Annotated in this window: 20 protein-coding genes and 1 pseudogene; 10 read left to right on the forward strand and 11 right to left on the reverse strand. The window is 68.2% G+C overall.

Annotated elements, in window-relative coordinates; all coding sequences use genetic code 11:
• Window positions 1-196 precede the first annotated feature (196 nt).
• Window positions 197-1,603, reverse strand: a pseudogene (gene dnaA, locus AC4BEG_RS16815) (chromosomal replication initiator protein DnaA); the annotation flags it as partial.
• A 926-nt stretch (window positions 1,604-2,529) separates the two neighbouring features.
• On the opposite strand from dnaA, the gene rpmH reads away from it, so the two are divergent.
• From rpmH to AC4BEG_RS16860, 9 genes are all read left to right on the forward strand, one after another.
• Window positions 2,530-2,667 (forward strand): 50S ribosomal protein L34, encoded by a 138-nt coding sequence (rpmH, locus tag AC4BEG_RS16820; RefSeq protein ID WP_003956500.1) that lies wholly within the window; start codon window positions 2,530-2,532, stop codon window positions 2,665-2,667.
• Between the two features lie 25 nt (window positions 2,668-2,692).
• A complete protein-coding gene (gene rnpA / locus AC4BEG_RS16825) occupies window positions 2,693-3,076 on the forward strand; it encodes a ribonuclease P protein component (RefSeq protein WP_201872194.1) in 384 nt (127 codons plus the stop codon).
• Window positions 3,073-3,390, forward strand: coding sequence for a membrane protein insertion efficiency factor YidD (yidD, locus tag AC4BEG_RS16830; protein WP_030827780.1), 318 nt, complete (start codon window positions 3,073-3,075; stop codon window positions 3,388-3,390). The genes rnpA and yidD overlap by 4 nt, the downstream gene beginning before the upstream one ends.
• Window positions 3,391-3,393: 3 nt before the next feature.
• Window positions 3,394-4,530 (forward strand): membrane protein insertase YidC, encoded by a 1,137-nt coding sequence (gene yidC, locus AC4BEG_RS16835; protein ID WP_490706682.1) that lies wholly within the window; start codon window positions 3,394-3,396, stop codon window positions 4,528-4,530.
• A gap of 15 nt (window positions 4,531-4,545) precedes the next feature.
• The gene (locus AC4BEG_RS16840; protein ID WP_201872198.1) at window positions 4,546-5,055 is read left to right on the forward strand and encodes a Jag family protein; all 510 of its coding nucleotides are present in this window, start codon (window positions 4,546-4,548) and stop codon (window positions 5,053-5,055) included.
• A gap of 110 nt (window positions 5,056-5,165) precedes the next feature.
• Window positions 5,166-5,879: a 16S rRNA (guanine(527)-N(7))-methyltransferase RsmG gene (gene rsmG / locus AC4BEG_RS16845; RefSeq protein WP_490706683.1), complete on the forward strand. Its 714-nt coding sequence runs from the start codon at window positions 5,166-5,168 to the stop codon at window positions 5,877-5,879.
• 279 nt (window positions 5,880-6,158) lie between these two features.
• The gene (locus AC4BEG_RS16850; RefSeq protein WP_490706684.1) at window positions 6,159-7,244 is read left to right on the forward strand and encodes a ParA family protein; all 1,086 of its coding nucleotides are present in this window, start codon (window positions 6,159-6,161) and stop codon (window positions 7,242-7,244) included.
• Window positions 7,241-8,374, forward strand: a complete 1,134-nt coding sequence (locus tag AC4BEG_RS16855) for a ParB/RepB/Spo0J family partition protein (protein WP_490706685.1) — start codon at window positions 7,241-7,243, stop codon at window positions 8,372-8,374. Before AC4BEG_RS16850 ends, AC4BEG_RS16855 begins: the two co-directional genes overlap by 4 nt.
• Before the next feature lie 327 nt (window positions 8,375-8,701).
• Complete coding sequence (locus AC4BEG_RS16860; protein ID WP_009716491.1) at window positions 8,702-9,319, forward strand: GNAT family N-acetyltransferase; 618 nt, start codon at window positions 8,702-8,704, stop codon at window positions 9,317-9,319.
• Window positions 9,320-9,385: 66 nt separating this feature from the next.
• Here the strand turns inward: AC4BEG_RS16860 and trxA are convergent, their stop codons facing one another.
• The 7 genes from trxA to AC4BEG_RS16895 all read right to left on the reverse strand — a co-directional run bounded on the left by trxA (window position 9,386) and on the right by AC4BEG_RS16895 (window position 19,204).
• On the reverse strand, window positions 9,386-9,715 hold the full coding sequence (gene trxA / locus AC4BEG_RS16865; protein WP_009716492.1) for a thioredoxin: 330 nt from the start codon (window positions 9,713-9,715) through the stop codon (window positions 9,386-9,388).
• Between the two features lie 42 nt (window positions 9,716-9,757).
• Window positions 9,758-10,708, reverse strand: coding sequence for a thioredoxin-disulfide reductase (gene trxB / locus AC4BEG_RS16870; RefSeq protein WP_490706686.1), 951 nt, complete (start codon window positions 10,706-10,708; stop codon window positions 9,758-9,760).
• 148 nt (window positions 10,709-10,856) lie between these two features.
• Window positions 10,857-11,819 (reverse strand): RsmA family anti-sigma factor, encoded by a 963-nt coding sequence (locus AC4BEG_RS16875; RefSeq protein ID WP_490706687.1) that lies wholly within the window; start codon window positions 11,817-11,819, stop codon window positions 10,857-10,859.
• A complete protein-coding gene (gene sigM, locus AC4BEG_RS16880; protein ID WP_490706688.1) occupies window positions 11,816-12,505 on the reverse strand; it encodes an RNA polymerase sigma factor SigM in 690 nt (229 codons plus the stop codon). The genes AC4BEG_RS16875 and sigM overlap by 4 nt, the downstream gene beginning before the upstream one ends.
• A gap of 37 nt (window positions 12,506-12,542) precedes the next feature.
• The gene (locus tag AC4BEG_RS16885) at window positions 12,543-14,258 is read right to left on the reverse strand and encodes a protein kinase family protein (protein ID WP_490706689.1); all 1,716 of its coding nucleotides are present in this window, start codon (window positions 14,256-14,258) and stop codon (window positions 12,543-12,545) included.
• A 110-nt stretch (window positions 14,259-14,368) separates the two neighbouring features.
• Window positions 14,369-16,744 carry a murein biosynthesis integral membrane protein MurJ gene (gene murJ / locus AC4BEG_RS16890; protein ID WP_490706690.1) on the reverse strand — a complete coding sequence of 792 codons (2,376 nt, stop codon included), beginning with the start codon at window positions 16,742-16,744 and terminating at the stop codon, window positions 14,369-14,371.
• Between the two features lie 48 nt (window positions 16,745-16,792).
• On the reverse strand, window positions 16,793-19,204 hold the full coding sequence (locus AC4BEG_RS16895) for a DUF6049 family protein (RefSeq protein ID WP_490706691.1): 2,412 nt from the start codon (window positions 19,202-19,204) through the stop codon (window positions 16,793-16,795).
• Window positions 19,205-19,383: 179 nt separating this feature from the next.
• On the opposite strand from AC4BEG_RS16895, the gene AC4BEG_RS16900 reads away from it, so the two are divergent.
• Window positions 19,384-20,874, forward strand: a complete 1,491-nt coding sequence (locus AC4BEG_RS16900) for a CCA tRNA nucleotidyltransferase (protein ID WP_490706692.1) — start codon at window positions 19,384-19,386, stop codon at window positions 20,872-20,874.
• 14 nt (window positions 20,875-20,888) lie between these two features.
• Here AC4BEG_RS16900 and AC4BEG_RS16905 read toward each other — a convergent pair whose 3' ends face one another.
• The 3 genes from AC4BEG_RS16905 to AC4BEG_RS16915 form a co-directional block, all read right to left on the reverse strand.
• Window positions 20,889-22,229: an MFS transporter gene (locus AC4BEG_RS16905; RefSeq protein WP_490706693.1), complete on the reverse strand. Its 1,341-nt coding sequence runs from the start codon at window positions 22,227-22,229 to the stop codon at window positions 20,889-20,891.
• A gap of 75 nt (window positions 22,230-22,304) precedes the next feature.
• Complete coding sequence (locus AC4BEG_RS16910; protein WP_490706694.1) at window positions 22,305-23,387, reverse strand: inositol-3-phosphate synthase; 1,083 nt, start codon at window positions 23,385-23,387, stop codon at window positions 22,305-22,307.
• Between the two features lie 53 nt (window positions 23,388-23,440).
• A complete protein-coding gene (locus AC4BEG_RS16915; protein WP_490706695.1) occupies window positions 23,441-24,151 on the reverse strand; it encodes a PadR family transcriptional regulator in 711 nt (236 codons plus the stop codon).
• Between the last annotated feature and the right edge of the window lie 230 nt (window positions 24,152-24,381).

A 24,381-nucleotide genomic window follows, 5' to 3' on the forward strand; every position in this document is an offset into this window, starting at 1 on the left:
GGTGGATTCGCCGCACATCTGTGGAGAATCGCTTCGCCCCGACGCGGAATCGAACGGCCCCCGGGCACCGAACGACGAAGGGCGCCCCGGGAGTTGTTGTCCCGGAGCGCCCTGAGAGCGGATCGCGGCAGGTGTGCGTGCCGCGCCGACAGCCGTTCTTCGAGCCGTTCCTTGAGCCGTTCTTTCAGCCGTTCTTTCAGCCGTTCTTGATGCGGTTCGTCAGCTCGGTCACCTGGTTGTAGATGGAGCGTCGCTCGGCCATCAGCGCCCTGATCTTGCGGTCGGCGTGCATGACGGTCGTGTGGTCGCGGCCGCCGAACTGCGCGCCGATCTTGGGCAGCGACAGATCGGTCAGTTCCCGACACAGATACATCGCGATCTGCCGCGCGGTCACCAGCACCCGGCTGCGCGAGGCGCCGCACAGGTCGTCCACCGTGTGCCCGAAGTAATCGGCTGTCGCGGCCATGATCGCGGTGGCGGTGATCTCCGGGGCCGCGTCCTCGCCGCCGGGGATCAGGTCCTTCAGGACGATCTCGGTGAGACCGAGGTCCACCGGCTGCCGGTTCAGGCTCGCGAAGGCCGTCACCCGGATCAGCGCGCCCTCCAGCTCACGGATGTTGCGGGAGATCCGCGAGGCGATGAACTCCAGCACCTCGGGTGGTGCGTTCAGCTGCTCCTGCACCGCCTTCTTCCGGAGGATCGCGATACGCGTCTCCAGCTCCGGCGGCTGCACATCCGTGATCAGCCCCCACTCGAAGCGGTTGCGGAGCCGGTCCTCCAGGGTCACCAGCTGCTTGGGTGGCCGGTCCGAGGACAGCACGATCTGCTTATTGGCGTTGTGGAGCGTATTGAAGGTGTGGAAGAACTCCTCCTGCGTCGACTCCTTGCTCGCCAGGAACTGGATGTCGTCGACCAGCAGGATGTCCATGTCGCGGTAGCGCTTGCGGAACGCGTCCGCCTTGCCGTCGCGGATGGAGTTGATGAACTCGTTGGTGAACTCCTCCGAGCTCACATAGCGCACCCGGGTGCCGGGATAGAGGCTGCGCGCGTAGTGCCCGATCGCATGCAGCAGATGCGTCTTGCCGAGCCCCGACTCCCCGTAGATGAACAGCGGGTTGTACGCCTTGGCCGGCGCCTCGGCGACCGCGACCGCCGCGGCGTGCGCGAAGCGGTTCGAGGCGCCGATGACAAAGGTGTCGAAGAGGTACTTGGGATTCAGCCGCGCGGTCGGCTCACCGGGTCCGGACGCGGGCGCGGGCTGTGCGGCCAAGGGGCCGGGCGCGCCGGTCTGGGAGGGCAGCACGGGCGGTCCGCCGCGGGCGCGCTCCAGCGGATCGGGAAGATCGTGGCGCTGCTGCTCGTACGACAGACGCTCGGGGGCCGCGCCGGGGCCGCCGCCAGGAACGCCGGTGCCGCCCGTGGCACCCAGGCCACTGGGACCCCCGCCCGGGCCGGGGCGCTCCATGCCCGGACCCCGGTAGTCGCCGCGCGGCGGCTGCTGGTCGTACGGCGGCTGGTCGTAGCCGGAGGGGGGCTGCGAGGAATAGGGGTCGGCCTCGGTGAAGCCGCCGAGCCGGGGCTGCTGCCAGCCGTAGTCGTCCCGCTGGTGCGGCCAGGCGCCGGGCTCGGGGCGCGGCTGCTGATAGCCGGGGTAGGCGGGGCGGGCCGTGGGCAGCTCATCGGCGGCCGCCGGGCGGCCGTAGTGCTCCCGGCCGTCGTAGCTTTCGTACGCCTCGCGCGGATCCCGGCTCTCATACGTCTCGCGCTGCTCCCGCTGGGGCTGCTGCGGGACGACCGGCTCACCGGCGGAGTCGTCGACGGTGATCGCGATACGGATGGGGCGGCCGCACTCCCGGCTCAGCGTCTCGCTGACCACCGGGGCGAGCCTGCCCTCCAGGACGCCCTTGGCGAATTCATTGGGGACGGCCAGCAGAGCGGTGTCGGCGACGAGCGCCAGCGGCTGGCACCGCTTGATCCAGTGCTCGTCCTTGGCCTCGACACCCTGTCCGCCCTGTCCCGTGCCCTCTCCCAGCAGCCGATCGAGCACACGTGGCCACACTGCGGCAAGATCGGCGGGTACATCAGCCACAGGGCACGCTTCTCTCACTCGCTGGGTGGGGGGACGCCGACAGGTCCCACGAATGTGTGGTTCTCGGGACGGGCGTGAAGGAATCGGAGCCTGGCCACGGTAGTCAGGCCGGGGTGCACGGTTCAAGTCGTTGTCCACAGGGTGTGTACAAATGTGCCATGCGATGTCGCCGAGCGTTCCCTTGCCCCCAGGTGACGTGGCGGGGCGGGTGGCGTGGGTGTGGCGTCCACCGGTTTGACCGGATGGCGTAACCGCGCGTACCGTAACCAGGTCGAGTTGTCGATGGCTGCTGCCGCCTGCCTCCGATGGGCAAAGATCGCGGACACCATGATCCACGATCGTGAAGCGGTGCACTCGGGCGTATTGCGAGCTACTCGTGGGCGCACGGTGACAGCCAGGCGATCTCCCGCCACCACCCGATTCATTACTGGAGCCCCCGAGTGAGCAAGCGCACCTTCCAGCCGAACAACCGCCGCCGCGCGAAGACCCACGGCTTCCGGCTGCGTATGCGCACCCGTGCCGGCCGCGCGATTCTCGCGTCCCGCCGCAGCAAGGGTCGCGCCCGCCTGTCGGCCTGAACAGCCTGACCTCAAGGTCCATGACGTGCTGCCTACCGAGAATCGGCTGAGGCGGCGCGAGGACTTTGCGGCCGCGGTACGCCGAGGACGCAGGGCCGGTCGCCCGCTCCTTGTCGTGCACTTTCGCAGCGGCCTCACCAGCGGTGACAGGGACCCGCACGCATCCGGGGGGAGTGCTCCCCCGGCGCGTGCGGGTTTCGTCGTGAGCAAGGCGGTCGGCGGCGCCGTCGTCCGCAATCTGGTGAAGCGGAGGCTGCGCCATCTCATGCGGGACCGACTCGATCGTTTTCCCGCAGGTAGCCTTGTGGTCGTACGGGCACTGCCCGGTGCGGGTGAGGCGGGTCACGACCAGCTGGCCCGCGATCTCGACACGGCGGTGCAGCGGCTACTGGGAGGGGTGCCGCGATGAAGTACCCGCTGCTGTGGTTGATCAAGCTGTACCAGTGGACCATCAGCCCCATGCTGGGACCGGTCTGCAAGTACTACCCGTCGTGCTCGCACTATGGCTACACGGCCATTGACCGGCACGGCGCGGTGAAAGGAACGGCGCTGACGGCCTGGCGCATCCTGCGCTGCAACCCGTGGTCGCTCGGTGGCGTCGACCACGTTCCGCCCCGGAAGCGTCCGGTGTGGCACCAGCGGCTGCGGAACCGCCTCGGCGGGCATCCGGCTGTGGAGCCTGCCGCACAGCCCGAGACCCAGCCCAATGCCCAAGGAGCCTGATTCGTGGACACGATCCTCGGCCCTCTTTATTACGTAGTTTCCTGGATCATCGTCCAGTTCCACTCGTTCTACAGCCTCATTTTCGACCGGGACAGTGGCTGGGCGTGGGGTCTGTCGATCGTTTCCCTCGTGGTGCTGATCCGGATCTGCCTGATCCCGCTCTTCGTGAAGCAGATCAAGGCGACCCGGAACATGCAGGCGCTCCAGCCGAAGATGAAGGCGATCCAGGAGCGCTACAAGAGCGACCGGCAGCGTCAGTCCGAAGAGATGATGAAGCTCTACAAGGAGACGGGCACCAACCCGCTCTCGAGCTGTCTCCCGATCCTGGCGCAGTCGCCGTTCTTCATCGCGCTCTACCAGGTGCTCAACCACATCGCGAACGGCAAGACGGTCGCCTTCATCGACCAGCCGCTGCTGGAGAGCGCCCGTCACGCCCACATCTTCGGCGCCCCGCTGTCCGTGAAGTTCATGTCGTCCGCCGCCCAGGTCGAGCAGCTCGGCGCCTCGCTGACGGACGTCCGGATCGTGACGGTCACCATGATCGTCCTGATGTCGGCCTCGCAGTTCTTCACTCAGCGCCAGCTGATGACCAAGAACGTCGACCTCACGGTGAAGACGCCGTTCATGCAGCAGCAGAAGATGCTGATGTACGTCTTCCCGGTCATGTTCGCCGTCTTCGGCATCAACTTCCCGGTCGGTGTTCTCGTCTACTGGCTGACCACCAACGTCTGGACCATGGGCCAGCAGATGTTCGTCATCCGCCGGAACCCCACCCCGGGCAGCGTCGCCTTCCAGGCCCGCCAGGAGCGGCTGCGGGCGCAGGGCAAGCTGAAGGAGGAGCCCGCCGAGGTCGCCGCCAAGGAGGCCGCCGAGGCCGCGCGCGCCAACCGTCAGCAGCCCAAGCGCCAGACCAAGTCGCAGCGCACCTCGGGCAGCACCCAGGGCCAGGGCCGCGCCAGGGCGCAGTCCGGTGGCACCGCCAAAACCTCGATTGCCAAGGAGTCCGGCAAGGGCGAGGCACAGAAGCCGGAGAAGAAGGCGGCGCAGGACGGCAAGCCGGCCGGCGGCGGCTCCTCCCGCACCACGAAGTCCGGGCAGCGCAAGGGCCAGCAGCGCCCCAAGCACCCCTCCAAGAAGTAACGAAGGAGTCCATCCGTGACGGAAGGCACCACCCCGGCCGCCGAGGGTGTCGACACCCTGACCCGCCTGGAACAGGAAGGGGAGATCGCCGCCGACTATCTCGAGGGGCTGCTGGACATCGCGGACCTCGACGGCGACATCGACATGGACGTCGAGGCCGATCGTGCAGCGGTGTCGATCATCAGCGAATCGACCAGCCGTGATCTCCAGAAGCTGGTCGGGCGTGACGGCGAGGTGCTGGAGGCTCTTCAGGAGCTGACCCGCCTCGCGGTCCACCGGGAGACCGGCGACCGCAGTCGGCTGATGCTCGACATCGCCGGATTCCGGGCCCGTAAGCGCACCGAGCTCACCGCGCTCGGCACCAAGGCAGCGGAAGAGGCGAAGGGCACCGGTCAGCCGGTGAAGCTCAAGGCGATGACGCCCTTCGAGCGGAAGGTCGTGCACGACGCGGTGGCCGCCGCAGGGCTGCGCAGCGAGTCCGAGGGCGAGGAGCCCCAGCGTTGCGTGGTCGTGCTTCCGGCCTGACCCGGTCCGGCTTCACTGCACACGGCCCCGTCTGCGCGCAGACGGGGCCGAATCTTGTCAGCCTTGCATCAGCGTTCAGCCACAGTGTTCGGTACGGAAGGACGGTCCCCGTGACGGAAGCAGCGGAGCTCCCCCCGGCGCCCGACGAGGCGAGGGAGGTATTCGGTGAGCGCTTCCCGGAGGCTGTCCGCTACGGAGAGCTACTGGCCGATGTCGGGGTCACCCGCGGGCTGATCGGCCCGCGCGAGGTGCCGCGGTTGTGGGAGCGGCATCTGCTGAACTGCGCCGTGCTCTCCGAGGTGGTGCCGGAGGGGGTCACCGTCTGCGATGTGGGCTCGGGTGCCGGGCTGCCCGGTATCCCGCTCGCCCTGACCCGGCCGGATCTGCGGATCACGCTGCTGGAGCCCCTGCTGCGGCGTACGAACTTCCTCCAGGAAGTGGTGGAGCTGCTGGGACTCGACCATGTGACGGTGGTGCGCGGCCGTGCCGAGGAGGTCCTGGGCAAGCTGCCTCCGGTCCATGTGGTGACCGCACGGGCGGTGGCTCCACTGGACCGGCTGGCGGGCTGGGGAGTTCCGTTGCTGCGTCCCTACGGAGAGATGCTCCTGCTGAAGGGCGACACCGCCGAGGAAGAGCTCAAGCACGCCCGTGCGGCACTGGGCAAGCTGGGTGTAGTGGACACCTCGGTGCTGCATGTCGGTGAGGGAGTGGTTGACCCGCTGTCCACCGTGGTGCGGGTCGAGGTCGGGGAGAGCCCCGGAGGTGTGCGCTTCGCCGCCAAGCGAGCCAAGGCGGCGCGACGGAGTCCGCGGCGCAGGCCCTGAGCTGGTCCGGTGGCGCAGCCGATCTGATTCGTATGTGAAGTGCCCTCCGTACGGAGGGCCGGAGTGCTCCATACAAGCTGCCTAAACTACGCAAACCGGAGTGTCGCGGCAGATCGCCAGGTCCATCCATGCATCGTGTTTCACGTGAAACGTCGCTCCCTGCTGCATGGAATCATCAGTCGCGGTCGTGCGGCGGCCTCGCCCCGCGACCGCCGACCCCGTAAGGACGTGGATTCATCCACAGGAGAACGGGCCTCGCTGGTTCACGACCCCAAAAGCATGGCAGGCTCTGTTCATCGCGAGCCTGATGTCGAGGAGAGTGAATCCTTGCGGTCCGACGCCAACATCGCGGGGCCGATGACCGATCCGGTCCCCGGCCCCCGTACCGAATCGGCGGGGGAGGATGTTTCACGTGAAACACCGCCCCCCATGGACGACACCCCCATTGGCCGTGCCGCGCAGCTGGCGGTAGAAGCCCTGGGCCGGGCCGGTGAGGGGCTGCCGCGACCGGAGCAGACCCGGGTGATCGTGGTGGCCAACCAGAAGGGCGGGGTCGGAAAGACCACGACCACGGTCAATCTGGCAGCCTCACTCGCTCTGCATGGCGGTCGTGTGCTGGTGATCGACCTCGACCCGCAGGGCAATGCCTCGACGGCCCTGGGGATCGACCACCATGCCGAGGTCCCTTCGATCTACGACGTCCTGGTCGACAGCAAGCCCCTGTCCGATGTCGTGCAGCCGGTCCCGGATGTGGAGGGGCTGTTCTGTGCTCCGGCCACCATCGATCTCGCCGGTGCCGAGATCGAGTTGGTCTCGCTGGTGGCGCGGGAGAGCCGGCTGGAGCGGGCCATCCAGGCCTATGAGCAACCGCTGGACTACATCCTCATCGACTGCCCGCCCTCGCTCGGACTGCTCACGGTCAACGCTCTGGTCGCGGGCGCTGAGGTGCTGATCCCGATCCAGTGCGAGTACTACGCGCTCGAGGGGCTCGGCCAGCTGCTGCGGAACGTGGATCTTGTCCGTGGCCATCTCAATCCCAAGCTTCATGTCTCGACCATCCTGCTCACGATGTACGACGGCCGTACCCGGCTGGCCTCGCAGGTGGCGGACGAGGTCCGCAGCCACTTCGGCGGTGAGGTCCTCAGAACGAGCATCCCGAGATCGGTGCGGATCTCCGAGGCCCCCAGCTACGGGCAGACGGTCCTCACCTATGACCCGGGATCCAGCGGGGCGCTTTCCTATCTCGAGGCGGCGAGAGAGATCGCGCTCAGGGGAGTGAGTGTGCAGTATGACGGCCAGCACGCTCATGCTCTTCCCGAGATCAGCCAGCACGACCAGCACAGCATGCAGGAGGGGATTCAGTGAGTGAGCGACGCAGAGGGCTGGGCCGTGGGCTCGGTGCCTTGATCCCTCCCGCGCCGAAGGGGGCGGACAACTCCGGACCCCTGGCGGGGGCGGGAACGGTCACCACGTCCGGGGGCACCACCTCACCGACCGCGGTCCCGATGCTCACCCAGGAGCGTGGGGTAGCGGCGGCCAAGGTGGCCGCACTGGCCACCAACGGTGTTTCACAGGAAACCGAGCCAGCGCCGCGTGAACCGGAGCCCGAGGGGGCTCCGGTGGCGATGACGGAAGAAGTCGCCGGAGCCCATTTCGCCGAACTGCCCCTGGACTTCATCACCCCCAACCCTCGCCAGCCGCGTGAGGTCTTCGACGAGGACGCTCTCGCCGAACTGGTCACCTCGATCCAGGAAGTCGGTCTCCTCCAGCCCGTTGTGGTGCGGCAGCTGGCGCCCGAGCGCTATGAGCTCATCATGGGTGAGCGCCGGTGGAGGGCTTGCCGTGAGGCGGGGCTGGAGAAGATTCCGGCGATCGTCCGAGCGACTGAGGACGAGAAGCTTCTTCTCGACGCGCTGCTGGAGAACCTGCACCGGGCCCAGCTGAATCCGTTGGAAGAGGCGGCCGCCTACGACCAGTTGCTGAAGGACTTCAGCTGCACACATGACGAGCTGGCCGACCGGATCGGGCGTTCGCGTCCCCAGGTCTCCAATACGCTGCGGCTGCTGAAGCTCTCCCCGGCCGTCCAGCGCAGGGTCGCGGCGGGGGTGCTCTCCGCCGGGCATGCGCGAGCCCTGCTCTCCGTGGAGGACGCGGAGGAGCAGGACCGGCTGGCGCATCGCATCGTCGCCGAAGGACTGTCGGTGCGTGCGGTCGAGGAGATCGTCACCCTGATGGGATCCCGCTCGGGCGGGACACCGAAGAGCAAGGGTCCGCGCGCGGGTAACCGGGTGTCCCCCGCACTCACCGATCTGGCGTCACGGCTCTCCGACCGGTTCGAGACCCGGGTGAAGGTCGACCTGGGCCAGAAGAAGGGAAAGATCGTCGTCGAGTTCGCCTCGATAGAGGATCTGGAGCGCATTCTCGGGTCTCTCGCCCCCGGCGAGGGACCGGTGCTGGAGCTGCCTCTCGCAGAGGCGGATGACGAGGACGAGTAAGGCACTGGCCGTACGGCGCTCCGCCGTACGGAATGGCAGTGCGGGGCGGGTCGTGTTCCGATGATCTCGGAACACGACCCGCTCTTTGCCTCAGCTCGGTATCGGTGCATTCGCCGCGCGGATACGATGCGACCAGGTATGGCGGATCCATGTGGAGGCGCCTCTTATGGAGGGCAGGGCCATGCGATCGGTGAGCCGCACCGGACTGGTGGCCACAGGATTGGGCCTGGGAGCTGTCGGCGGTTTTGTCGGCAGTCTGCTCAGGGAGCGTAGTGCTCTGTCAGCCGCCCGTGCCGCGGCTGGCCATGGAAGTGAGGGACTGGCTTCATGGGGCGTCGGCTCGTACCGCTCACGCTGGACAACCTCCCGGACATCCCCAAGCGCTGTCGCGCCTGTGTCTTCTGGGAGCTCGACCCCGTCAGCGGCGAAGCCGCGGTAAGGGCCGGTCGGCCGGAGCTGGAGAAGGAAGCGTGGATCTCGGCCGTTCTGCTGGAGTGGGGATCCTGCGGCCGGGTGGTCTATGTCGATGAGGTGCCGGTGGGCTTTGTGCTCTACGCGCCTCCCGCTTATGTCCCCCGGTCCACGGCCTTTCCGACGAGCCCGGTCGCGGCCGATGCCGTGCAGTTGATGACGGCCTGGCTGATGCCTGGCTACCAGGGGCAGGGGCTGGGACGGGTGATGGTCCAGACGGTCGCCAAGGATCTGATCCGCCGGGGCTTCAAGGCGATCGAGGCGTTCGGGGATGCCACGTGGAAGGAACCGGCGTGTGTCCTGCCCGCCGACCACCTCCTGGCGGTGGGCTTCAAGACCGTCCGCCCTCATCCGCGCTATCCACGGCTGAGACTGGAGCTGAGGACGACGATCTCCTGGAAGGAGGACGTCGAACTGGCCCTGGACCGGCTGCTCGGTGCGGTTCAGAAGGAGCCGGCGCTCCGTCCGCTGTGAGAGTTCCACGTGAAACACGAAGGGGCCGCCCTCCGGGGCGGCCCCTTCGTGTGGGTGGCTGAGGGCTCAGCCGATGAAGTCGGCCAGATCGCGCTCGATCGCGGCCTTCGGCTTGGCGCCGACGATGGTCTTGGCGACCTCGCCGCCCTGGTAGACGTTGAGCGTCGGGATGGACATCACACCGTACTTGGCGGCGGTGGCCGGGTTCTCGTCAATGTTGAGCTTGGCAATGACGATCTTGTCGGCGTGCTCGGCCGCGATCGCCTCGAGGGACGGGGCGATCTGGCGGCACGGACCGCACCACGCGGCCCAGAAGTCGACGAGTACCGGCTTGTCGCTCTTGAGGACGGTCTCCTCGAAGTCGGCGTCCGTCACGGTGACCGTGGCACCGGCCATGGCTATCTCCTTAGTGGGTTGGTGCAGGGGTGGGAAGCGGAGTCAGACGGTGGCGTCGCCGTCGCCCAAGGCGGCGAGGTAACGCTCGGCGTCCAGGGCGGAGGCACAGCCGGTGCCCGCCGCGGTGATCGCCTGCCGGTAGGTGTGGTCCACCACATCGCCCGAGGCGAAGACACCGGGGAGATTCGTACGGGTTGAGGGAGCGTCCACCTTGAGGTAGCCCTCATCGTCCAGGTTCAGCTGGCCCTTGAACAGCTCGGTGCGCGGGTCGTGGCCGATCGCGATGAACAGTCCGGTCACCGGCAGCTCGGAGGTCGCGCCCGTCTTGACGTCCCGGAGGGTCAGACCGGAGAGCTTGCCGTCGCCGTGGAGCTCGGTGACCTCGCTGTCCCAGATGAACGAGATCTTGGGGTCGGCGAAGGCGCGCTCCTGCATCGCCTTGCTGGCCCGGAGGGAGTCCCGGCGGTGGACGACGGTGACGGACTTGGCGAAGCGCGACAGGAAGGTCGCCTCCTCCATCGCGGTGTCACCACCGCCGATGACGGCGATGTCCTGGTCCTTGAAGAAGAACCCGTCACAGGTGGCGCACCAGGAGACACCGCGGCCGGAGAGCTCGTCCTCACGCGGCAGACCCAGCTTGCGGTGCTGGGAGCCGGTGGTGACGATGACCGTCTTGGCGCGGTGGATCGTGCCCGCGGAGTCGGTGACGGTCTTGATGTCCTCGCTGAGGTCGACCGCGACCACATCATCCGGGACAAGCTCGGCACCGAAGCGCTCGGCCTGGGCCCGCATATTGTCCATGAGGTCCGGGCCCATGATCCCGTCACGGAAGCCGGGGAAGTTTTCCACGTCGGTGGTGTTCATCAGAGCACCACCGGCGGTCACGGAGCCTTCGAAGACCAGCGGCTTCAAGGAAGCGCGGGCGGTGTAGAGCGCGGCTGTATAGCCCGCGGGCCCGGAACCGATGATGATCACGTTGCGGACGTCGCTCACGGATGTCTTCCTTGTCTCTGCCGACTGCCACTGCTGACTGGGCGGCGGCCCCCGGGATTCCCCGGAAAACGCTGCCACCCCACCCAACGGATCCTACGGGTCCGGCATTCCCGGGTGGCGCTCCGGCGGGGCCCGTGTGGGCCGTTCCTCAGCCCCGTGGGTAGGTGTGGGTCTCCAGGAGCTTGCCGGTGGAGGACGGTGAGGACGAGACACAGGACGCGTCGATCACAAAGGCATCGACACGCGAGCTGTCGGCGGGGTGCGGCAGCACGACGATGTAGGCGGCCTTGCCGTCGTAGGTGTCCTGCTGTGCGGCGAGCGCCGGCTCCGTACGGCCGATGCCCTTCTGTACGCAGGACGGGACCTTCGGGTCCTCGGCACGGAGTGGCACATCGGGGGTGCTCTTGTAGGTACCACCGGGCGAGGCGGCGGTCTTACGGTCGGTGAGCATCTCGTGGACCCGGTCCTTGAGAGTTCCGGCCGAGACGGTGTCCTGGTGCTCCGTGGAGTTGCGGCTGGCGTTCGGGTCGGAGCCGGTGCCGTCTCCCGAGGTCGCTTCCTGGATGAAGAACGTGCCCAGGCCGATGACGGCCACGGCGCATGCGGATCCGAGGAGAACCCTGGGCCAGCGGCGGGTACGGCCGAAGCGGGCGCCGGGGCCGGTGGTTCCACGTCCTGGCCCGGTGGCGCCTCGTGGCCGTCCTGCGGGCCGGTCAGCGGTCACGGACGGCTTGGACGCTCCCGCCGCGTGATCGCTGTCCTCGGCCGTTTCACGTGAAACCTGCTGGGGCGACGCCGACGGCTCCGGAGTTTCACGTGAAACATCCGCACGGCCCTCGGAAGTCTCGGGGGCGGTGGCGTCGAGAAGCGCCTCGGCGGCGAGAGCAGCGTCGATACGGCCCGCGACATCGGCGGGCATCTGCACCGGGCCCGGGAGGGTGCCGAGCAGTGAGCGGATCTCGTCGAGTGAGGACCGTACATCGGCGCAGAGCACACAGCCTTCGAGGTGAGTGCGCACATCGACGGTCCTGGACGGAGAGAGCAGCCCCTCGGTGAGTGCGGAGATCTCCGCGACGTCCGGGTGCTCGTCCGTGTCCGTCGAGGATGTCACGCTCGCCCACCTCCGCCCTTCACGGCATCTGTGTCATTCGGTCCTGCCGTCGGTGGGACGGACGTCCCCTGCGTCCGGTTCCTTGCCCCGCCCGAAGAGGTACTACCCCTCCCATTGGGGTGGAGATGCGACAGCAGTGGGAGGAGCCGTGCGCGTCCCCGTGCGCAGCGGCTTTTCACGGTACCGGTGGGGACCTCCAGGACCGCCGCCGCCTCCGCCACCGGATAGCCCTGCATATCGACCAGGACTAGGGCCGCGCGCTGCTCGGCGGGGAGGGTGCGCAGTGCCTGGAGGAGCTCGCGGTGGAGATCGCCGCGCTCGGCAGGGGCGGCGGCCGATTCATGCGGTTCGAGAAGCTGCTCCAGCCGGTCGGTGTCGGCGACCGGGGAGGTGCGGCGGGAGGCCGTCTTACGAGCCCGGTCCAGACAGGCGTTGACCGTGATGCGGTGGAGCCAGGTGGTGACGGCGGACTGGCCGCGGAAGGTGTGGGCGGCACGGTAGGCGGAGACGAGCGCGTCCTGGACCGCGTCGGCGGCTTCCTCGCGGTCGCCGAGGGTGCGCAGCGCCACCGCCCAGAGTCTGTCGCGGTGGCGCCGTACTATCTCGCCGAAGGCGTCCGGGTCGCCTTTCACATGCCAGGCAAGGAGCTCGGCGTCGCTCGCCTCGCCGATGGTGGCGTCGTCCAACGTCGAGCCCCCTCCCCTTATGGCTGACTGACGGAGGTCAGCCCTTGACCTTGATCTCCGAGATGCCGCCACGGTAGCCACTCGGGGTGGTCGGCGGTAGTTCGGTGATGCGGACCAGTACGTATTGCGTCCGCACGGGCTTGTCGAGCGTGGTGGACAGCTGCTTGTCCACAGTCTTCACATTCGTGATGTGGTGAGAGAAGCCCTCAAGCGAGGTGGGGGCGGCAGAGGCGTCCGCGTCAGCGGCCAGGATGTCCGCCTTGTGGCCGGCGCGGTAGAAGTTGACGTCAACGGCGGAGACGCTCTTGACACTGCCGAGGTCGACGACGATGCCGCTTCCTTGCTTGCGCAGCGGGAGATTACCGAAGTTGGGGTAGCCGTAGAACGCGCCGGTCACCCAGGCGGTATCGGCCTTGCCGTCCACGGCCTTACCCACGTCCTCCGGTTTGATCGGGCTGCCCAGTGGAGCGAACACCGTGGCGTGGTCGATGCTGAGCGCCTTGGCCACGGGCTTCGGGGCCTTGTCGTCGTCCTTCTCACTGGTGGACTTGCCCGGGTCCGGCTTGTTCTCGTCCTTCAGCAGGGTGTCGGCGAGCTGCCAGCTGCCCAGGCCGAGGGCCGCGATCAGAAGCGCGGAGACGGCCCACTTGAGGGCCTTTCCGGTGCGGCTCTGCAACGGAGGCGGCGGAGGCATAGGAGAGGGCATGGGAGTGCGGGAGGTGCCGCCACGCGTCGGCGGCTGGCCGTAGGCGCCCTGCTGGTACGTGGTGCGCTGATAGGCCGGAGAGGGCGTGAAGGCGGGCTCGGGCGGCCGGATGCGCGGCATGGCCGAGACGGCCTTGGCCAGCTCCTCGGGGGTGGTGCAGGGCTGGTCCTGACGGGAGGCGGTGGCCCCGTCGTTGACCAAGGCGCGCATCGCCAGCTCGGACAGCCCGCGGTGGACTCCGGCGCGGACCTGGTCGGGGGCGATCAGGCCGACGCCCTTGGGGAGCCCGGAGAGCCCGTAGGCGTCCTTCTCGTAGGGCCAGCGCTGGGTGAGCCCGGCGTACAGCAGCGCGCCGATCGCCTCCGTGTCGGTGCGCTGGGGGTGGTCGGCGCTGATACCGCGGAGGGCGGCCATCACGGCCAGACCGCGGATGCGGTACTGACCGGATTCCGTGCGCAGCACAGAGCCAGGGTTGAGGCGCAGATGGGCCAGACCCTCGCGATGGGCGGCGGCCATCGCCTGGGAGACCTGGCTGACCAACTGGTAGGCGTCGTGCGGCTCCAGCGGCCCTGCGGCGAGCACGGTGGTGAGTTCTGTGGCGTCCGGAAGCCATTCGTGGACGACGTAGACGAGGTCGTTCTCCTCGACGGCGTCGAGGACCTGGACGAAGCGAGGGTCGCCCAGAAGCGCCGCCGAGCGGGCGGCGGCGAGGACCGGCCGGGCCCGTGGATGGTCGGCCGGGAGGATGTGCACACCGACGGCGCGGCGCAGTTTTTCGTCCACCGCACGCCAACTGCTGAATCCGTCCAGACGGGTGACGCACTCCTCCAGACGGTACCGTCTGGCGAGTTTGTGACCGCTGTGCAATTCGGGTGGGTTCGCGTCGGCCGCGGCGCCCGTCTCCCGGGTGCCAGCGGCCTCTGTGTCCTTGCCGGCCTTCTCTTCCGTCCCCGCCCCGTCGGCCGTGGCCTTGCCCGCCTCGGCGGTCAGCGGCTCCTCATCACCGCTGTCGGCCACGTCGACGGCAGCCGTGCTCCGTTCCGCCACCGTCGTTCCTGCCTCCCCATCCGTTGCACCTGGTCCGAGCCAAGACAATTGTGCCCACAGTCCGCCGCTATGCACGACACACGACGGCGGACGATGGTTGTGCTCAATGATCAGCGACCGAGTCGTCCGCGCACCATACCGACCATGGCCGTCAGCTCTTCGATCCGCATCCGTTTCGCCGCAATGTAGAAGACCGCGATAAGAACGAGACCGCCACCCGCCAAGGAGGCTACGGAGCCCGTCAGGCCGGAGCCGAGGGACTGGGTGATGGTGTAGGCCGCCCCACCGCCGAGGAGGGCTGCGGGGACGCTGGCGCCCACGAGACGGGTGTAGGTGCGCACGACATGGCGCCCGTGCAGATCGCCGCCCAGACGGACGCGCAGGCGCTTCCACGCCACGCCTACGCCGATCGTGTAGGCCAGCCCGTAGGAGGCGGCCATGCCGACGACGGCCCAGCGGGCGGGCAGCGCCACGAAGCACAGGGCGGAGGCGGCGGCGTTCACGGCGGCGATGATCACCGTGTTGTAGAAGGGGGTGCGGGTGTCCTCGTAGGCGTAGAAGCCGCGGAGGACCACGTACTGCACCGAGAAGGGGATCAGGCCGAGGCCGAAGGCCATCAGCATGTAGCCCATGGACTGGGCCGCCTCGGTGCCGGAGGCGCCGAACAGCAGGGTGCACATGGGGATGCCGAGCGCGACGAACGCGAAGGAGATCGGCACGATGGCGACGGCGGAGGTGCGCAGGCCCTGTGAGATGTCGTCACGGACCGCGCCCGCGTCCCCGTCGGCGGCCGCGCGGGAGATCCGGGGCAGCAGGGCGGCCATCACCGAGACGGTGATGATCGCCTGGGGCATGCCCCAGATGAGCTGCGCGCTGGAGTAGCCGAGGTAGCCGGTGCCGGGGAAGCCCTGGTTGTCGGCCTTGGAACCGGCCCAGGTGGCCAGCTGGGTCACCACGACGACACCCACCTGGTTGGCGAGGACGAACATGACGGTCCACTTGGCCAGCTTGGCGGCCTTGCCGAGGCCGTGGCCGCGCCAGTCGAAGCGCGGCCGGAACCGGAACCCCGAGGCGCGCAGATACGGGAACATCGCGAGCGCCTGGACGACCAGCCCGAGGAGGGTGCCGGCACCGAGCAGCCGGATGCCCTCCGGCGTGATGGTCCTGACCTCCATCTTCGAGCTGCTGGCCGTGCCGAACACGTAGATGAACAGGCCGAAGGTGAAGATTATGACGATGTTGTTGAGGACCGGGGTCCACATCATCGCGCCGAAGCGGCCGCGGGCGTTGAGGATCTGCCCGACGACCACATGCACGCCCATGAAGAAGATCGTGGGCAGGCAGTAACGGGCGAAGGTGACCGCGACCTCGTTGGCCGGGGGGTTGTCGGCGATGTCGGCGGACATCATCCGCACCAGCAGCGGGGCCGCGAACACGGCCACGGTCACCAGGACGCCGAGGACCACCATCACCAGGGTGAGCAGGCGGTTGGCGTACGCGACGCCGCCGTCCTCGTCCTCCTTCATGGCGCGGACGAGCTGCGGGACGAACACCGAGTTCAGACCGCCGCCGATGGTGAGGATGTAGATCATCGTCGGCAGGGTGTAGGCGACGGCGTAGGTGTCGCCGAGGGTCGCAGCGCCGAGCGCCGCGATGATCACCATCTGCCGGACGAAGCCGGTCAGCCGGGAGACCAGCGTTCCGGCGGCCATCAGCGCACTGGACTGGAGCAGGCTTGCTGCACGTCCGCCGGAACGCTTGGGAGCGGCCTCGTCGGCGGCGGGCTCGGTGATCACCGGTGCGGCCACCGTGGGCGCGGCCGCCGACGCGGGGTCGGCCGGGCGCTCGGGCCGTGCGGGCCCGGGCACCGGAGCCTGGCCCTGGGCGGGCGCGGACGGATAGCCCGGGGGGCTCTGCGGGTGGCCCTGGGAGGGCCGGGGCTCGTAGGGCTGCTGATCGCGGTAGAGATGTGCGAAGGCATCCCGCTGCGGCTGCTCCCCCGCCCCGTAGCCGCCGCCGACGTCCGTGCCCGGGTATCCCGGGGCCGCGGGGTCGGCGTACTGCTGCTGCGGCGGGCCGGCGGGTGCCTGGCCGGCCGCGGCCGGCCAGGCACGCGGATCGTGGCCCCGCGGCGCGGCGGCCTGCGGGGGGTAGGGCTGCTGAGGATGGCCGCCTTGCGGCGGCGCGGCGGGCGCGGCCCGGTCGTACAGCGGATCCGTCAGCGGATCATGGCCGTACGCGTCCTGCGAGGCGGACGCGTGGGGGTAGGGCGTGTAGGTGCCGGTGACGTACGGATCCTGGAGATAGGGATCCTGCGTGTAGTGCGTCTGGCCGTACGTCTGACGGGGATCGGCCGCGGGGGCCTGGGCGTCGCCCAGATACGGATCCTGCTGGTGCGGTTGCGTTCCGTACGGGTCGTGGGGGGTGTGAGGGGACGGCTGTGGCGGTGGTGGCCCCTGGCCATCACCGTCATATGGCGCGTTCATCGCTACCCCACCTCATCGTCCGCTGCGGCCGGTCGGCCCGGGCTTTGCTCAATGCTCCACTTTCTCACCCGAGCCGGACGGGTCAGCGCTTTGCGATCCGGTGTCCGGCGCCGGGTCACTCGGCTGCTCGGGCACGAGAGCGTGTGACGCGTCACATTCGTCGGTCTCCGCTGCTTCGCTCCCGGCGTCCTCGGGGCTCTCTCCGTCTTCGGCGTCCAGGTCCGTATCGCCCTCGTCATCGCCGTCGGCGGCGGACCGCTTGCGCTGGACGTAGATCCGGATGCCGGCGAGGACCAGCAGCAGCACACCGCCCGCGATCACGAGGATGACGGTCGAGGTGATCTCGGTGACATTGACCTGGAACTTCATCTCGGCGCCGTACGGCTGTCCGTCCGGGGTTTCCAGCTGTGCCGAAACCCACACCGGCCCGTTCGCGTTCGCCGTGGTGCCGAACTTCACGGACTGGCTGTGGCCGCCCTCGACGGTGACGACCTGCGGTTCGCCGACCGCCAGGCGGTTGCCCTGCTGGGAGCGGAGGACCAGCCGCAGCTCGACTCCCTGCACCAGGTTGTTCTGCACGGTCACCGGGATGGTGGCGCTCCGCCCGGACAGCGTCATGTCCGTCTTCGGGACCAGGCGCACCTTCTTGGTGAGCCCGGACAGATAGCTCTGCACCTCTTGCCGGAATCCCGTCGCGTGCTGGGTCTCACCGCGCCACGAGGTGGACATGTCGCGCCGGATCGCGTTCCCGAAGGGGGGGACCACCCGGTACTCGGCGGTGAGGATCCGCTCGAACATGTCGAGCGTGCCCTGCGTCTTCTGGATGTCGTCGAACGCCTGGGAGGGCAGTTCCTGCTTCCGCAGCGCTCGGGGATACGCGCGGGAGCTGGGCACCCGCTGGGTGGCGTTCGGGTCGGGCTTGGCCTTCGCGGCCCGGCCCAGGTCGAGGGGCTCGCTCCACTGTCCGGGGAGACCCTTCAGGGCCGCCGCCATCGCCTGTGCCTGGCTGGCGGTGGGCATCCGCTGCGGCGCGACGACGATACTGCGCTGCCTGTCCGGCGCCTGGAGGCTGATCATCTGGCTCTGGGCGAGGAACCGCTGGATGGCCAGTGTGGAGTTCTGCGGCGTGGACATGTCGCCGGTGAAGGCGGTGGACAGCCGTGCGTCGGCGACCACCGCCGTGTTGCCGCCGCCGATCTGCCGGGCCGCGGTCGGGGTGTAGGAGAGGCCGCCGGTCTCGCGGAGGCTGTCGCTGCGGGCGATGACGTTGTGGGCGCCCGCGGAGGTGGCGACATCGACGACGGAGGAGTCGATCGCTCCGTCCACCGGCCAGGCGAAGTCCGTGCGCGGCTTCACCCCGAGGACGGTCTGCACGGTCAAGGAGGCGAGCTCGGTGGCGTCCTGGAGGTGGCCGAGGGCGCCGGAGTTCTTGCCGCGGTGGGCGAGGGAGGCGAGATCGGGGTCGGCGAAGGGCAGCGCGACCACCTGATGGTCCTCGACGGCCTTCTGAAGGTCGTTGAGCCACTGCTTGGCGACCGCCTGCCCGCGGCCCGGTGTGGTGTCGTCCCCGCCCTTGGGGTCCTCGACCTCGTACGTCCTGGTCATCGCCTCGACCGTGGCGAGCAGATCGGGGTCGATCACCCAGGTGATGGGGAGGCTCTTCCCCAACGTCACCATCTGCTGCAACCGGCCGCCGGGAGAGAGCTCCTTCACGAGACTGTCGTCACGGAAGATGGGGGTGCGGTCCTCGTCGTTCTCCGTACGAGGGGTCACATGGGTGGCGGAGATGAGCGGCCACAAAAAGGTGAGCTGGGACTTCTTCTCGGCCGCGCTGGTCTGCCAGGGGAGGAAGGTGCGCCGGATCCCCAGCACCTGCGGCCAGGGCCGGTTCTGCGTCTGTCCGGTCAGGGAGACCCCGAGCTGATAGACGCCGTCCTGGCCGAGGTCCAGCTCGTCGACCGGTATGGAGAGAGAGAAGTCACGGCTGGCACCGGCCGCCAGTTTGCCGATCTTCTCGATGTACTTGCCGCCGATCTCGGTGCCGTCCGCACCCTGGGTGTAGCCGGTGCGCCGGGCGGCATCGTCGATCGCGTTGCGGCCGTTGAGGGGCTGACCCACATGGAGGCCGACATGGGCGGCGGAGATCGCCGTCTTGGTGCCGTTGGTGACGGTTCCGCCGACCGTGAGGGTGTCGCCCTTCTCCGGCGCGGTGGGCGTCATCGAGGTGATGGAGACGTCCACGGAGTGTGAGCGGGTGAATTTGCTCTCGGGCAGCGCCACGGAGGCCGTGTGTGCCGTCCCGGCTGTGTGCTCCGCCGGCGCCGCGTGGGCGGCGGGCGACGCGGGGATCTGCGTCGCGCCCGCGAGCACCGGTACGGCCGCAAGGAAGGCCGCCGTGCGCCGCAGCCATCGACGGGCACGAGCGGAAGTGGTCCCCCGGTGGTCTGCCGCATCGGCCACGCGCTCGCCCGTCCCTCGTCGTCAGTGGTCGTCAGTGGTCGTCGCAATGTGCGTCCACGGAATGGTAACGATGCCCGCTGTGACGAAGTGCTGTGGAGAGCTCCACAAGATCGTTACGGGATCGGTTGCGCCCATCATCTGGAGGCTCCGAGGCGCGCGGCCACGTACCCTGTGCTGTTGTGCCGAATGCCAACAATGACAGCCGATCCCCGCAGTCGACCAATGAGCTCAGCCAGGTGCAGCGCCGTGCCGTGGCCGAATTGCTGAGGGTCTCTCCCGTCGCTGACGATCTCGCCCGCCGGTTCGAGCAGGCCGGTTTCCGGCTGGCCCTCGTCGGCGGCTCGGTCCGGGACGCGCTGCTCGGCCGCCTCGGTAATGACCTGGACTTCACGACGGATGCCCGGCCCGACGACGTACTGAAGATCGTCCGTCCCTGGGCGGACGCTCTCTGGGAGGTCGGCATCGCCTTTGGCACGGTCGGCTGCCGGAAGGACGCTCCCAGCGGAAACGGGTCACAGCAGAGCTTTCAGATTGAAATTACGACGTATCGGTCAGAAGCCTATGACCGGACATCTCGGAAGCCTGAGGTGTCCTACGGAGACTCCATCGAGGAGGACCTGATCCGTCGGGACTTCACCGTGAACGCAATGGCGGTGGCGCTCCCGCAGAAGGAGTTCATCGACCCGCACAACGGCCTGGAGCACCTGGCCGCCCGAGTGCTGCGAACGCCGGGAACGCCCGAGGAGTCCTTCTCCGACGATCCGCTGCGGATGATGCGCGCCGCACGGTTCGCCGCTCAGTTGGACTTCGAGGTCGCCCCCGACGTCGTTGCCGCGATGACGTCCATGGCCGGCCGTATCGAGATCGTCTCGGCCGAGCGGGTGCGTGAAGAGCTCAACAAGCTGGTTCTGGGGGCCCGTCCGCGCCAGGGGCTGCGGTTGCTCGTCGATACCGGGCTCGCCGACTGTGTTCTGCCGGAGCTTCCGGCGCTGCGGCTGGAGCGTGATGAGCATCACCGGCACAAGGATGTCTACGAGCACTCGCTGACCGTGCTGGAGCAGGCCATCGATCTGGAGGAGGACGGACCGGATCTGGTGCTGCGGCTGGCGGCCCTGCTGCATGACATCGGCAAGCCGAGGACGCGCCGGTTCGAGAAGGACGGCCGGGTCTCCTTCCACCACCACGAGGTGGTGGGCGCCAAGATGACCAAGTCGCGGATGACCAAGCTGAAGTACTCCAACGAGATGGTGAAGGACGTCTCACATCTGGTTGAACTGCATCTGCGCTTCCACGGTTATGGCACGGGCGAGTGGACCGACTCCGCGGTGCGCCGCTATGTACGCGATGCGGGACCGCTGCTGGACCGGCTGCACAAGTTGACCCGCTCGGACTGCACCACCCGCAACAAGCGCAAGGCGGCGGCGCTTTCCCGCGCCTATGACGGGCTCGAGGAGCGCATCGCGCGGCTCCAGGAGCAGGAGGAGCTGGACTCGATCCGCCCGGACCTGGACGGTAACGAGATCATGACGATCCTCGGTATCGCCCCCGGGCCGCAGGTCGGCAAGGCGTATAAGCATCTGCTGGAGCTTCGGCTGGAGAACGGCCCCATGGAGCGGGACGCCGCCGTTGCCGCGCTCAAGGAGTGGTGGGCGGCCCAGTCGCAGGACTGAGGGCAACGGCAGGTCTACGTTTCACGTGAAACATCGCGCTGCCCCGTCCTCCCCTGGTCCTGTTTCACGTGAAACAGGACCAGGGTCGCCGTGGCGGCGTAAAGCAGCGCCACACAGACCACCAGCAGGGACGAGACCCCGTCGGGCGGCAGCATGACGGCGGCGACGCCCGCGGCGCCCACGAAGGCGACATTGAACAGGACGTCATAGAGGGAGAAGATCCGGCCACGGAAGTCATCGTCGATCGATGACTGCACCACGGTGTCAGTGGCGATCTTCGCTCCCTGGGTGGTGAGTCCGAGAATGAAAGCGGCGACGAGCATCGGCGCGGGTTCGAAGGGCAGCCCCAGACCCGGTTCCAGAAGAGCGGCCGCTGCCGCGCACACCATGATCCAGGAGAGCCGGCCATCGGCGCGGGAGTGGCTGCCGATGGCGCTGAGCCGGCCCACCGCCCATGGGGTGATCAACGCGGCGGCGAAGAAGCCCGCGCCGGAGACGCCGACCGCCAGACCGAGCAGGGCGAGCCCGTCGGCCTCGTTACCGGCCCACTCATAGCGGCAGAGCATCAGCACCATCACCGTGAGCGCGCCGTAGCAGAAGCGCATCAGCGTCATCGAGGCCAGCGCCAGAGTGGGATCCCGGCGCTTCAGCAGATGCCGCACCCCCGCGACCAGACCCTGTGCGGTGCTCAGCAGTGCGGTACGCAGCCGGGGCTGGAGTACGGCCGGATCAGGGCCCAGCAGATTGAGCGGCATCACCAGTGCCGCGAGTCCCGCGGCGAGATAGAGCGCGGCGCCCAGCAGGACGACCAGCGCGTCCGAGGAGGAGCCGCCCGGGCCCGACAGACGGACGATGAACGCCACCATGCCGCCCAGGGTGGCCGCCAGCGTTCCCGCGGTCGGCGACAGGGAGTTGGCCATCACCAGCCGCTCCGGGCTGTCCACCACACGCGGCAGCGCGGCCGAGAGCCCGGCCAGCACAAAGCGGTTCACGGCCGTCACAGAGAGGGCGGAGACGTAGAAGAGCGCGTCCGGTACCTGGGCGAGCACCAGAACGGCGGTTCCGACGGCCAGCCCGGAGCGCAGCAGATTGCCGTAGAGCAGGACCTGCCGACGGCGCCAGCGGTCCAGCAGCACCCCGGCGAACGGGCCGAGGAGCGAGTACGGGAGCAGCAGCACCGCCATGGCGGAGGCGATGGCCGTGGCGGAGGTCTCCTTCTCGGGAGAGAAGACCACATAGGTCGCCAGCGCGACCTGGTAGACCCCGTCAGCCGACTGGGACAGCAAGCGGACGGCCAGGAGATGGCGGAAGTCGCGAAGTTGCAGCAGTACGCGGAGATCACGCACAACAGGCATGACGCCACCATCACACACCACACGGGCCTCCGGGTGTATTACCCGAAGGCCCGTGATCATGCGGCGAGCATGTTCCTAGCGCTCGACCTCACCCTTGATGAACTTCTCCACGTTCTCCCGGGCCTCGTCGTCGAAGTACTGCACGGGCGGCGACTTCATGAAGTACGAGGAGGCGGAGAGGATCGGACCGCCGATGCCCCGGTCCTTGGCGATCTTCGCGGCGCGCAGGGCGTCGATGATGACACCTGCCGAGTTCGGGGAGTCCCAGACCTCGAGCTTGTACTCCAGGTTCAGCGGGACATCTCCGAACGCGCGGCCCTCGAGACGGACGTACGCCCACTTGCGGTCGTCCAGCCAGGCCACGTAGTCGGACGGGCCGATGTGGACGTTGTTCTCGCCGAGCTCCCGGTCGGGGATCTGCGAGGTGACGGCCTGCGTCTTGGAGATCTTCTTGGACTCCAGGCGCTCGCGCTCGAGCATGTTCTTGAAGTCCATGTTGCCGCCGACGTTCAGCTGCATGGTGCGGTCCAGGATGACGCCCCGGTCCTCGAACAGCTTCGTCATCACGCGGTGCGTGATGGTCGCGCCGACCTGCGACTTGATGTCGTCACCGACGATCGGCACACCGGCCTCGGTGAACTTGTCCGCCCACTCCTTGGTACCGGCGATGAACACCGGGAGCGCGTTGACGAAGCCGACCTTGGCGTCGATGGCGCACTGCGCGTAGAACTTCGCGGCGTCCTCGGAACCCACCGGCAGGTAGCAGACCAGAACGTCGACCTGCTTGTCCTTGAGGACCTGCACGATGTCGACAGGGGTCTCCTCGGACTCGTCGATGGTCTGGCGGTAGTACTTGCCCAGACCGTCGAGCGTGTGGCCGCGCTGGACCGTGACGCCGGTGGACGGCACATCGCAGATCTTGATGGTGTTGTTCTCGCTGGCGCCGATGGCGTCGGCGAGATCCAGGCCGACCTTCTTCGCGTCCACGTCGAACGCGGCCACGAACTCCACGTCGCGGACGTGGTACTCGCCGAACTGCACGTGCATCAGACCCGGCACGCGGGTGTCCGGGTCGGCATCCTTGTAGTACTCGACGCCCTGCACCAGCGAGGCGGCGCAGTTGCCCACGCCGACGATGGCTACACGAACCGAACCCATTCCGGTTGCTCCCTGTGTGTACTGGACGAAGCCCTGCTCGGATTGCGGGGGCCTCATATGGCGGTGTCATCGGACGGATCCGGCCGGGAACCACCCCGGTGCCGGGGCAGGCCGCCCGTATCTCCTGACTGGTCCTGATGCGGCGACCGGTCCGGCTCCTGCTCCGGTGTCCGGTCCTGCCCGGCGGTACCGCTGCGCTGATCGCGCCCGGTCCGCTCGCTCTCGATCAGCTCGTTCAGCCAGCGGACCTCGCGCTCCACCGACTCCATCCCATGGCGCTGCAATTCGAGGGTGTAGTCGTCCAGGCGCTCACGGGTGCGGGCGAGGGAGGCACGCATCTTCTCCAGACGCTCCTCGAGACGGCTGCGCCGTCCTTCCAGCACCCGCATCCGCACATCACGTGACGTCTGACCGAAGAAGGCGAAACGGACGCCGAAGTGTTCGTCCTCCCAGGCGTCCGGCCCGGTGTGGGCGAGCAGCTCCTCGAAGCGCTCCTTGCCCTCCGCGGTCAATCTGTAGACGATCTTCGCCCTGCGCCCGGCGAGGGTCGCCGCGAGGGCTTCCTCGGGGGCGCTGCCGGGCTCCTCGATCAACCAGCCGTTGGCGACCAGCGTCTTGAGGCAGGGGTAGAGGCTGCCATAACTGAACGCACGGAACACCCCGAGCGAGGTGTTGAGGCGTTTCCGCAGCTCATATCCGTGCATCGGAGACTCGCGGAGCAGGCCGAGGACGGCGAACTCGAGCACGCCGGAGCGTCTGCTCATGTCCGCCTCCCCTGTCTCCTGAGCCACTATGCCGAGCTGATGTATCGGCTCGATACATCCAGACGATAGAACCACGATCCTGGTGGGACAAGAGGGACCACGGTGAACGGCGTCACATCATCAATTCGTGGGACTCAATCTGACGGTTATGGAGTGAACATGGCGGGTGGGTGGGTTTTGACCGTGCGTACTCTGTTCGCCATGCAGACCAACGGGAACCATGCGACGCT

Source organism: Streptomyces sp. JLBJ103, assembly GCF_058215575.1.